The organism is Thermoleptolyngbya sp. C42_A2020_037 (assembly GCF_015272455.1).
Lineage (GTDB): Bacteria > Cyanobacteriota > Cyanobacteriia > Elainellales > Elainellaceae > Thermoleptolyngbya.
In genome coordinates this window covers 83,680-94,217 of sequence record NZ_JACYLP010000041.1, presented here as the reverse complement: position 1 = coordinate 94,217, position 10,538 = coordinate 83,680, and the positions used below count along the sequence as shown (strand labels likewise).

8 protein-coding genes are annotated in these 10,538 nt (G+C 56.9%); 3 read left to right on the top strand and 5 right to left on the bottom strand.

The window, feature by feature from the left end; all coding sequences use genetic code 11:
* On the top strand, positions 1 to 839 hold an 839-nt coding region (locus tag IGS16_RS13555), incomplete at its 5' end, for a hypothetical protein (RefSeq protein WP_297086226.1).
* Positions 840 to 1,185: 346 nt separating this feature from the next.
* Here IGS16_RS13555 and IGS16_RS13550 read toward each other — a convergent pair.
* Positions 1,186 to 2,646 (bottom strand): ATP-dependent DNA helicase RecQ, encoded by a 1,461-nt coding sequence (locus tag IGS16_RS13550; protein WP_297086224.1) that lies wholly within the window; start codon positions 2,644 to 2,646, stop codon positions 1,186 to 1,188.
* Between the two features lie 271 nt (positions 2,647 to 2,917).
* On the opposite strand from IGS16_RS13550, the gene IGS16_RS13545 reads away from it, so the two are divergent.
* On the top strand, positions 2,918 to 4,087 hold the full coding sequence (locus tag IGS16_RS13545; RefSeq protein WP_297086222.1) for an alpha/beta hydrolase: 1,170 nt from the start codon (positions 2,918 to 2,920) through the stop codon (positions 4,085 to 4,087).
* A gap of 260 nt (positions 4,088 to 4,347) precedes the next feature.
* On the opposite strand, the gene IGS16_RS13540 is transcribed toward IGS16_RS13545, so the two are convergent.
* Together IGS16_RS13540 and IGS16_RS13535 are read right to left on the bottom strand one after the other, a co-directional pair.
* Positions 4,348 to 4,590, bottom strand: a complete 243-nt coding sequence (locus tag IGS16_RS13540; protein WP_297086220.1) for a hypothetical protein — start codon at positions 4,588 to 4,590, stop codon at positions 4,348 to 4,350.
* Positions 4,591 to 4,592: 2 nt separating this feature from the next.
* The gene (locus IGS16_RS13535; protein ID WP_297086218.1) at positions 4,593 to 6,176 is read right to left on the bottom strand and encodes a sodium:proton antiporter; all 1,584 of its coding nucleotides are present in this window, start codon (positions 6,174 to 6,176) and stop codon (positions 4,593 to 4,595) included.
* Positions 6,177 to 6,576: 400 nt separating this feature from the next.
* Here IGS16_RS13535 and gap point away from each other — a divergent pair, with 400 nt between their 5' ends.
* The gene (gap, locus tag IGS16_RS13530) at positions 6,577 to 7,599 is read left to right on the top strand and encodes a type I glyceraldehyde-3-phosphate dehydrogenase (protein ID WP_172356154.1); all 1,023 of its coding nucleotides are present in this window, start codon (positions 6,577 to 6,579) and stop codon (positions 7,597 to 7,599) included.
* 174 nt (positions 7,600 to 7,773) lie between these two features.
* Here the strand turns inward: gap and IGS16_RS13525 are convergent, their stop codons facing one another.
* Complete coding sequence (locus tag IGS16_RS13525; RefSeq protein WP_068507369.1) at positions 7,774 to 8,457, bottom strand: TrkA family potassium uptake protein; 684 nt, start codon at positions 8,455 to 8,457, stop codon at positions 7,774 to 7,776.
* Between the two features lie 244 nt (positions 8,458 to 8,701).
* The gene (locus IGS16_RS13520; protein ID WP_297086216.1) at positions 8,702 to 10,297 is read right to left on the bottom strand and encodes a sulfatase; all 1,596 of its coding nucleotides are present in this window, start codon (positions 10,295 to 10,297) and stop codon (positions 8,702 to 8,704) included.
* Positions 10,298 to 10,538: the final 241 nt, after the last annotated feature.

The window sequence follows — 10,538 nt, the reverse complement described above, 5'->3', positions numbered from 1 at the left end:
GAATTCATCGTCCTCAGCCGCATTCCAGCCTCTTAGTTTTGTCAGTCAAGCAGGGGATAAAGGTTTCTCACAGGACTCAACAGCGATTAGTGCATCGTCAAATCTTTGAGTTACCGCAAGTGGAAGAAACGGTTGAGGAGATGAGTATCGATGGAGGTAAAGTGCGATTGCGAACACCCGAAGGAGAACCGAGTGAATGGCGAGATTACAAGGCAGTGAATCTGCACGAGTCCTGTGTTGCTGCCTTCTTTCAAGACAATGAGCAGTTGGTCAACTGGGTCAATGTTCAGTCTTTATCTGACCCATTGACTTGTATTGGAGATGGGCATGATGGGATCTGGAATGTCTACACCCAGATTGGCAACCAGACCCAAAGACGGGAGATTTTGGACTGGTATCACTTGGTTGAGAATTTGGGCAAAGTGGGTGGTTCTGTGCAACGTTTAGATGCCGTGGAAACCTGTTTGTGGCAAGGCGATGTCGAGGGCGCAATTGCACAGTTTGAGGATTGGCAACACGAGCGGGTTACGAATTTCGTTAGCTACCTTAACAAGCATCGACAGCGGATTGTCAATTATGGCTACTACAGCATTTTCTTGCCTCGTGAGGCACATGCTGCCCTCACGAGGCAAGGGCTTATTGACCATCCGTGTGCCTCACTAGCTTCAAAAACGCTGTATCAAGCTGAAGGAGTCTCCATTGGTTCCGGGGCAATTGAATCGACCGTTAAACAACTTGGGCGGCGAATCAAGATATCGGGGGCGCAGTGGGACAAAGATAACGTTCCGCAGGTGCTGAAGCAACGTTGTGCCTACCTCAATGGGCAATTCTCAACATGAGTCTTGCAAAATTGGGATGCACTCCAACAGTGTTTGGGTAAGATGCAAACTTTAAGTCGCGGTAGATTTGGGTCAGTAGTTCGAGGTTCCAAAAGTTGTCGGAGGGCGATCGCCGGGAGGTTTCGGTGTTGGGAGATGAAGGGCGATCGCCGGAAGGTTTGGGTGCTGAGAGAAACGGGCGATCGCCCAGAGGTGTTGGTGTTGGGAGATGAAGGGCGATCGCCAGAATTGGTGTAAACTGGCGATTTGTGCGAATACGGTTTCTGGTGTCGATGAGAAAACAAGTTTGTAATCGCGAGAGTTCGAGTGTAGTTGGCGGGATCATCTCCTGCATTGAGTCCATCAACTACAAACAGAACCTACAGCGATCGCACGTTTGGCAGCGCAGCGCCTCTGCCTCTTTGGCAAAGCCAAAGCTCCGCAGCAACAGCCGCCAGCGACACTCGTGAGTATAGAGGTAGTCCTGCATTTGGCGGATGGCGGGGTCTGCCCGGAAGGGCTGCGGTGTCGCGCCAGGCAGGATGCGGTAGTGAAACGGATCGTCCCAGACCAGCTGACCGTTGCGGTGGAGCAGGGCCAGGGCGATCGCCCCATCGGGAAACTGGCGGGCCACCCCGGCCACGGGCCCCGCTTTTGGCAGCTTGCAGATCAGCGATTGGGCAGTTTGGTGCTGCGATCGCGCTTTTTCGGTGAAAAACTGCTGCCGCTGGCGATCATCCGGGTTCAGCCAGCCGGGGCGATCGCTCACCAGGGTTAACGCTTCGGCGGGTTTGCCGTCGCGCCCGGCCCGCCCCACCTCCTGCACATACTCACTCAGCAACAGCGGCGCGTGATAGTGAATCACCCAGCGGACGTGGGGATGATTAATCCCCATGCCAAAGGCGCTGGTGCAAACCACAAACGGCATTTCTCCACCCAGCCACGCCTGCTCAATCCGTCGCCGCTGCGCCGGAGCTAGTCCCGCATGGTAGGCCGCCGTGGGAAAGCCTTCCTGGGTTAGCCAGTCCGCCAGTTCCTCGCCCTCCCGGCGCGATCGCACGTAGACCAGCCCCGCCTTGCCCTGCCGTGCCCGGATAAATCGCAAGAGCGATCGCCTGCGCCCGCGTGGACTCCACACCGGTTGCACGGACAGCGCCAGGTTGGGGCGGTAGGGATTCTGCAAAAACACCTGCGGCTGGTTCAGCCCCAGCACTTCGGAAATCGTCCGCTGCGCCTGCGGGTCGGCGGTGGCGGTGAACGCGGCGATCGCCAGTGTTGTGCCTGCGGGTTTCGCTGCTAGCAGCGCCGGTCGCACTGCCCCCAGCCGCCGATAAGCCGGCCGAAACGAGTCGCCCCACTGCACCAGGCAATGCGCCTCATCCAAAATTAGCCCGCGAATCTGCACCTGCGGCTGGCTCAGGAGGTTCCACACGGGCGCACTCAGCAGCGTCTCCGGCGACAGATACAAGAGTCGCAGCCGCCCGTGTTCCAACTGCCACAGTGTTTGCTGGCGCTGGCGGGGCGGCAGTTCGCTATGCAGCAGGGCGGCGGGCAGCCGCTTTTCGCGCAACTCCTGCACCTGGTTTTCCATCAGCGCCACCAGCGGCGACACCACCAGTGTCAGCCCTGCTTGCAGCAGCGCCGGAAGCTGGAAGCAAATCGACTTGCCACCCCCCGTCGGCATGACCACCAGGGCATCGCGCCCAGAGAGGAGCGATCGCACGATGTCGCCCTGTGGCGGTCGAAAGTCGTCGTAGCCCCAAACCTGCTGAAACGTCGCCCGGACACGCGCCCACTCTGGCGCAGAAACAGAGTCGGTCAGATGCATCGCCGATGGAAAAGCAAAAGAACTGCCTTCAGGATTCCCAGATTGAGTCAGAATGGCGCGATAGGGAGCCTCGCCTGAAGCCTCTGAGCCACATCCCCCCTGCCCTCTTGGAGAGTCAACCCATTTGCTTGCAACTGGCAGGGCGACGATAATAAGAGCGGCTCAACGGCTCACATCGACGGCTCACATCGACGGCTCACATCGACGGCTCACATCGACGATTCACATCGACGACTCACAGAAGGTTGGATACCTCAATCCTGTTCCCAATATGCAAACAGCCCCCACCCCTACAGCCGCCCAGATTGATCAAGCCAGAGAGGCGATCGCCGCCTACGTCCGCCAGATTGAGTCCAGTCCTGATCGGCGTGAGGGAGCCTATCCTTATTGCCTGTTTCACGAGCCAGGACAGCCGATTCGCGGTACGGTGATGATGTTTCATGGGTTCAGCGCCAAACCGCACCAGATGTGGCGATTGGCAGATTACCTGTTTCGCAATGGGTTGAATATCTACCAATGCACCCTCGCCGGCCACGCCTTCGTCAACCCCGACAAAAACTGGTGTCAGGTGGATCTCAAGCCCGAAATTGCTATTCCCCTCAAAGAAAAAGTGGCCGCCGACCCCGTGCTGCAAGCATCGCTGGCCAACCTAACCAACCCCAAAGCGGCTGGCGACCTGCCCCGGCCCAGCTATTTGCAGCGGATGGCGCTGATTGCTCGATTGCTGCGGATAGAGCCGCGCCTGCTGGACATTCTGAAGGCGATCGATCGCCCGAATGATCCCGACTTTGACCGCTATTTCATCTCATCACATCTGCACTATCTTACCGATGCCCGCGATCGCCTGCAGGAACTGGACTCTCTGCCAGGGCCCATCTTCACCGTGGGCCTGTCCGTAGGGGGTGCAGTGGCGCTGGCGCTGGCCGCCGACCAACCCGACCGAATTGCGCGAGTGGTTGCCTATGCGCCCCTGCTAGAAATCTACGGCGAAGAGCGGCGCAAGTATGTGGAACTGGCGGGGCCGCTGGATATTCGCGAACTGGGCTGGGACCCTGCGCTACGGTTTCCGGTGGGGGCGCTGACGGCAAATGCCCGCTTTGGCAAAGCCTACGTGCAGCAAAATGTTCGCAGCATTTCCCGAACACCTGTCTTCATGGTGCTAACGGAAAACGAAGACGCAGCCGACATCGAGACGAATCGTAAGTTTTATCAAAACCTGGGGGGCGATCGCCAGGGGCATCGCTTTTATCAATATCCGCAGGAAGACCTCGTGCCGCACCCCATGATAGACCCCACCGAAGTTAGCCAGGGCATGAGCAACCGCTTTTGGCAGAGCCTTTACCAAGAAACCTTCCGGTTCTTAACCACGGGCGAAGTTAATTCCAGTAACCTCCGGAGCATTGATCAAGACGCTGCCTTACCCGCCGTGCCACCGATCTAAGTCTCGGTCAGAGCAAGCATAGTTGGCACTCGGAATCTGCTCTGACGGGTTTGGTAAACCTAGGGCATGACCATCAACGCGCAACCTCTTGCGAGACGGTTGCTATAAATACCGCCATTTCGCTACCCGATTCCGCCTTTGAAGACGCAGAGAGAGTCGCTATGCTGAACCATCTCAACCAGGTTTATGACCGAGAATCTTCTGCACTGGCTCCAGCACTGGCAAAAGTGCAACTCCTATCTCTGCCGCATGAGGACTAGTCATGTATCTCTTCCGAGTAGGGCTACAGCCTGTTTTGTATCTGTAGATTGGAGGACGATCATTTGTCCAATCTCATAGACTTCCAAATTTTTCAGCAGTTCGAGGTTCCGAGAGATGTCGGGGGGCGATCGCCCAGAGGTTTTGGTGTCGGGAGATGAAGGGCGATCGCCCAAAGCTGTCGGTGTTGGGAGATACGGGGCGATCGCCGAAAGACGAACCTGTACCTGTTTGATCTTACTCACTCTTACTCGTCCTCCAAAAGCAAGATCTGTTCGTCGATTTGCTGAAGCTGTTCGCGGGCGATCGCCTCAGAAATCACCCGTTTTCGCAGGGCCTCTTGCAGGGCGCTTTTTTCCGACAGCAGCAGATGGCGGCGGATGGCATCGAGTTTGGGGCGATCGCCCGCGTCGATTGCGCCAGAGTCCGCCCGCTGGTTGTAGCGATCGCGCAGAGATTTTTCGGCGCGGGCCACCTGGACTTGATAGCGCGATCGCAGTTCTTCATACACAGCCTTGGGCAATACGCCCGTCTTCAGCAGGCTTTCTAGCTCGTCCTGGGCAGCTTTGGCGGCGATTAGTTGCGCCTGCAATTCCTCGGTTTGGCGGCGGGTTTCCGACAGGGGCGATAGCTTTAGCTGCTTCACCAGCCACGGCAAGCTGAGGCCCTGCCCCACCAACGACAGCAGCACGGCTCCATAGACCAGCGCAATCAGATTGCCGCGTTCCGCTAGGCTGGCAGGCAGGCTCAGCGCCAGCGCCATCGACAGCGAGCCTTTGATGTTGCCCAAAAACATCACATGCTGCCAGCGCAGGGGAATTGGGCGATCGAAGGGACGCAGCAGCGCCAAGAGCGGATAGACCGACAGCAGCCGCCCCACCTGATACGCGGCGATCGCCAACAGCACAGCGGGCAGGTTCCGCCACAGCGTAAACAACTCCAGTTCCAGACCAATCAGCAGAAAAATAAATGTATTGACCCCAAAAGCAGCGTAATCCCAGAAGTTATACAGCGTGATGCGACTGGAGGCAGAAAATCGCCGCGATAGACCCGCATTCCCCACGATCAGTCCAGACACCACCACCGCCACCACGCCCGACACCCGCAGCAACTCCCCAAGCTGATACGCCCCCAGCGCCAGCGCCACCGTCAGCAAAATGCCGCTAAGGGGATCGTCCGACTGAGTAAAAAAGCCCGCACAGAGATAGCCCAACACCAGCCCCAGCAGTGCCCCGCCTGCAATCACCACCACAAATCGCTGCACGCCTTCCGTCAGCGTCACCGAACCCGTCAGATGCGCTTGCAAAATCAGCCCAAACAGCACCAGGGCAATGCCATCGTTAAACAGACTCTCGCCCTCCACAATGGTCGAAAGGCGACCCGGCACAGCAACTTCTTTGAACACGGCAATTACCGACACCGTATCAGTAATGGCCAAGATCACCCCCGCCAGCAGCGCCGGAATCCACCCCAAGCCCAGCCCAAACTTCAGCACCAGCGCAGTGATACCTGAAGCCAGCACCACACCTGGCCCCGCCAGCAGCAGAATTGGCCTTAGAGTGCTGCGGAGGCGGCTGATGTCAGTGTTGATGGCAGATTCAAACAGCAGAATGGGCAAAAACAGGTTCAGGATCAGCGAGGTGTTGAGGCCAACTCGCTGGGGCAACAGTTCGGCGATCGCCAGCCCTGCAATCACCAGCCCCGTCACGTAGGGCAGCCGAAACCGCCGCGACAGCAGCGCCACCGCCGTCGCCACCAGCAGCAAAATAATCAGCACCGGAATTAGCTCTGGCACGTCACGAGTGGCAGTGGCCGCGGTTCCAATCAACATCACAGGCTCAAAGTTCAATTTGAAGTTCAATCGGTTTAGATCCAGCAGGTTTAGCGTTGAGTAATCCTGCTGACAAGACGAAATAGGGCAGTTGCTATAGCCTAGCTGCAAGGAGTTGAGGCAGCGTTCAAGGTAACATTCAAACCAAGACTGAAAGGGCGTTGGCACCAGCCTTGCGGAACCGCATCGTCCCTCAGGAATCGGATTGACAAAGCCCTGAAATCATACCGTTTTCTCAGCTTCACCTTAAGGAAATCCGGTAATCTGGGCAAGAATTCCAATTTGCCCCTAGTTTGAGATCTAGTTTTACAACTGGTTTCGCAGCTAGTAAGGCAGCGCTGATGACGTAGCAACTGAAAGCCGCCATTGAAACCCTCCCACACCCAAGGAGATTTACCCTATGACCGTTAGAGTCGGCATCAACGGATTTGGTCGCATCGGTCGCCTGGTGCTTCGCGCAGGCATCAACAACCCCAAGTTTGAATTTGTCGGTATCAACGACCTCGTACCCGCCGACAACCTCGCCTACCTGTTCAAATACGACTCCACCCACGGCATGTATCACGGCACGGTGGAAGCCACCAGCGACAGCATGACCCTCAACGGGCACAAGATTCCCTGCATGGCCACGCGCAACCCCGCAGAACTGCCCTGGGACAAGCTCGGCGTAGACTACGTGGTAGAATCTACCGGCTTTTTCACCGATTATGAAGGCGCATCCAACCATCTCACCGCAGGCGCGAAGCGAGTGCTAATTTCGGCTCCTACCAAAGACCCCGAAAAAGTCCCCACCTACGTCGTTGGCGTGAACCACGAAGACTTTGAGCCTTCCAAAGACGTGATTGTTTCCAACGCAAGCTGCACTACCAACTGCCTCGCCCCGATCGCCAAGGTGCTGCACCAAAACTTTGGCATCGCCGAAGGGCTGATGACCACGGTTCACTCTATGACCGCCACCCAGCCTACCGTCGATGGCCCCAGCAAAAAAGACTGGCGCGGCGGCCGCGGCGCTTCGCAAAACATCATTCCTTCTTCGACGGGCGCGGCCAAAGCCGTAGCGCTGGTGCTGCCAGAACTCAAGGGCAAGCTGACGGGCATGGCTTTCCGCGTCGGCACGCCCGATGTGTCGGTGGTTGACCTCACCTTCAAGACCGAAAAAGCCACCACCTACGAGGAAATCTGCGCCGCCATGAAGGCCGCCTCGGAAGGGCCCATGCAGGGCATCCTAGGCTACACCGAAGAAGAAGTAGTATCAATGGACTTCCGCACCGACCCGCGTTCCAGCATCTTCGATGCCAAAGCCGGCATCGCGCTCAACTCCAATTTCTTCAAGGTTGTGTCCTGGTATGACAACGAGTGGGGCTATTCCAACCGCGTCCTTGACCTACTCTTGCAAATGGGCGAAGAGGATGGGTTGATCTAAGACCCAGTGTGCAGTTTTACTGCCGCCTTATCCTAATATCAACCCTGTTGAGATGGGGTTTAGATTTTTTGTAGAAGCTCTGCTATACGGGGCTTCTACAAAAATTATTGGGGAATTATTGAAGATACTATCGCCGAGTTTTAATACGGGTTGCTAATTCTTGAAAGCCGGAAATTAATCTGTGGGGCAGCCTTCGATGAAATCCACCGCCTGATGAATGGAGCCGGGTTTGGTAGCCATGAGAATTGTGGAACCCGCCTCCAGCACCGTGCTGCCCTTGGGAATGACCAGGTTTTCATGATGGTGGGGCTGATAGCCAATGATCAGGGAATCACGAGGAAAGCGGGGATCTTGGGCAATCTCAGCAAGGCTGCGGCCGACAACGCGGCAACTCGCTGGGATATGGAGCTTAAGGATTTCGATTTGCCCTTGGTCGAAGTGCATGATGGACTCGACCTGGGGATACTCAATCGCGTTGGCCATGGTGGATACGGCCAGGTCGATGGCGTTGACGACGGTGGTTGCGCCCGCGATGCGATAGGGTTCGGCAAAGTCGCGATGGCGCATCCGCACGACGATTTGCGGCACGCCGTAGTGTTTTGCTAGCGTCACCATTGCCAGATTGAGCGCGTCTTCTCGCAGCACGGCGGCGATCGCATCTGCCTTGCGAATGCCTGCTTCTAGCAGCACTTCAGTACTCACGGCGCTGCCCTCAAACGCCATTGCGCCGATCTGTTCTCGCGCATAGCGGCAGGCGTTGGGGTCAATATCCACCAGCGCAACCGTGTGCCCCAGTTCTACGAGCGTTTGCGCTAGACTGATGCCAATTACACCCGCACCCCCGATCAGGACGTACATGCTAGTCTCCTGAGTTGACCCGTAATTTTTTGGTAACTCTTTTTGGTAAATTTGGGCAAAACCTGATTTGATCAGGACTCACGCACTTGCGATACGTTTTCTGGGTTTTGGACGATTTCTCACGGGCTGCGCCTGCGAGAAGCCCTCCAACTGCGTAAGTCCTATTTGATTTTGGATTGGAGATTTTGGATTTTGGCGAGGGTGGTCTAGATGGGCCTTAGCCCCAACTCCCAACCCCTGAATTTTAGTCTTCCAGATAGCCTAGGTCGCGCAGGCGGCGCTGCACTTCGGGATCGTCGAAGCCAGGGGCGCGATGCTGTTCCGTTGCACCAGCGCGATCGCCATATTCCACGCCCTTGCCTGCATATTCCCCAACAAACTGCTGCAAGCACTCCTGAAGCACTTCCACGTTTTCTGGCAGGATGTCGCTGAGGTTGAGGGCTTCCGTGGGATCTTGCTGAAAGTCGTATAGCTCTAGGCGATTGGCGAAGCGATCTGTCCCGGAATCGCCCCCGGTTTCGATCAGCTTGTGGTTGCCAATCCACACAGCGCGGCGCGGCTGATCGCAGGCGCGGGCCAGCACCAGTTCTGGCTGCCGCTTATAGAGCAGGTTCACCACGTTTTGCGGCGGAATCGCTTCGGCAAAGACACGGCGATCGCCCTCGCTGCCAGGAGCCTGCGCCAAGGTCAGAGTTTCCTCCACTTCGTTGGCCAGTCCGGCACTAGTCAGCACGGTATGAAACAGGCGACGAGTCGAAACGACCTCCTCTCGCACTGTGCCCTTGGGTAAATTGCCGCTGGGGTCGTGGATAATCAGTGGCACCTGAATCAGTTCGTTATAAAGCGTGATGGAGTGGCCGATGAACTGCTTTTCGCCCAGGTGTTCGCCGTGGTCGGAACACACGATGACCAGCGTGTTGTCCAATCGCCCGCTCTCCGCCAGCCTGCGGAAAAACGCGCCCAGCAGTTCGTCCTGATACGCCACCTCTGCATCGTACATGCCGTCCAGCGTGGCTTTCTGGCGTTCGTCCAGCACCTCCGCTAGGGGAGCCAGCCAGCCATAGATATCGCCATTAAACTGCTTCAGGTAATGCTGTGCCGCCTTGTCGCGCAGGACGTTTGGCGCAAACCGCTCCACATACTGCCGGGGCGGGTGGTAGGGCATGTGCGTGCCCATCAGGTTCAAAAAGCTGAAAATGGGCTGATCGCTATCAAGTCCTTTGCGGTCGATCAGCAGTTGGGCCGCGTCGTCCAGGGATTTGCGCGTGTTGCCCTTAAAGCTCAGCGCCGTTTGCCAAAGGGGAACCATGAGCGGCGTAAAGGACAGCGCCAGCATCAGTTCCGATCGCGCAAAGGAATCCTGCACCCGGTTTAGCAAATTAGCGAGCGATCGCTTAAAAAACTGCCGATATTTGCCCACCAGCCCAGACGGAATGCCAGCCTGGTTGGGACGTGAGGTGAGCAGACCGCTATAGTTCAAAAAGCTGTAGAACCCACGCCGCAGCCCGTTGTTGATCACGCCCACCAGCGGATTGTTGCAAAAGCCCGCCGTATAATAGCCGCCTGCGCTCAGCCGCTCTGCCAGCGTGGGAATGTGATCGGGCAGCCGCGAGTAGGACTGCAACACGCCATGCGCCGAGGGGTAGAGGCCTGTGAACATCGTGGCGTGGGAGGGCACGGTCCATTGCGCCGCAGACACCGCATGGTGAAAGCGGGTAGACGTTGCGGCAAATGCGTCCAGATGGGGCGAGGTCGGCAGCGGGTAGCCGTAGCACGAGAGGCGATCGCGCCGCTGCGTATCCAGCACAATAAACACAATGTCAGGCCGCGCCGTGGACATGAGCCAACTCCCAGCGTTGAGCGTTTACCCCTTAGATCATAAGGGAGGGTTGCGGGATTGGGGTCGTGCGGGAGAGGGAGATGGGGAGGGAGGAAGAAATGAAAAATGAAGAAGGAAAAATGAAAAACGAAAAATAAAACCTCTTCGTTCTTCCTTCTTCGTTCTTCCCTCTTCGTTCTTCCCTCTTCCTTCTTCGCTCTTCCTTCTTCCTTCTTCGCTCTTCCCTCCAACCCTGCACTAC

Excerpts from the sequence above, each read along its gene's own strand:
- IGS16_RS13550 (WP_297086224.1), bottom strand. The coding sequence starts at position 2,646 with ATGCATCTGACCGACTCTGTTTCTGCGCCAGAGTGGGCGCGTGTCCGG.
- IGS16_RS13545 (WP_297086222.1), top strand. The coding sequence starts at position 2,918 with ATGCAAACAGCCCCCACCCCTACAGCCGCCCAGATTGATCAAGCCAGA.
- IGS16_RS13535 (WP_297086218.1), bottom strand. The coding sequence starts at position 6,176 with ATGTTGATTGGAACCGCGGCCACTGCCACTCGTGACGTGCCAGAGCTA.
- gap (WP_172356154.1), top strand. The coding sequence starts at position 6,577 with ATGACCGTTAGAGTCGGCATCAACGGATTTGGTCGCATCGGTCGCCTG.
- IGS16_RS13525 (WP_068507369.1), bottom strand. The coding sequence starts at position 8,457 with ATGTACGTCCTGATCGGGGGTGCGGGTGTAATTGGCATCAGTCTAGCG.
- IGS16_RS13520 (WP_297086216.1), bottom strand. The coding sequence starts at position 10,297 with ATGTCCACGGCGCGGCCTGACATTGTGTTTATTGTGCTGGATACGCAG.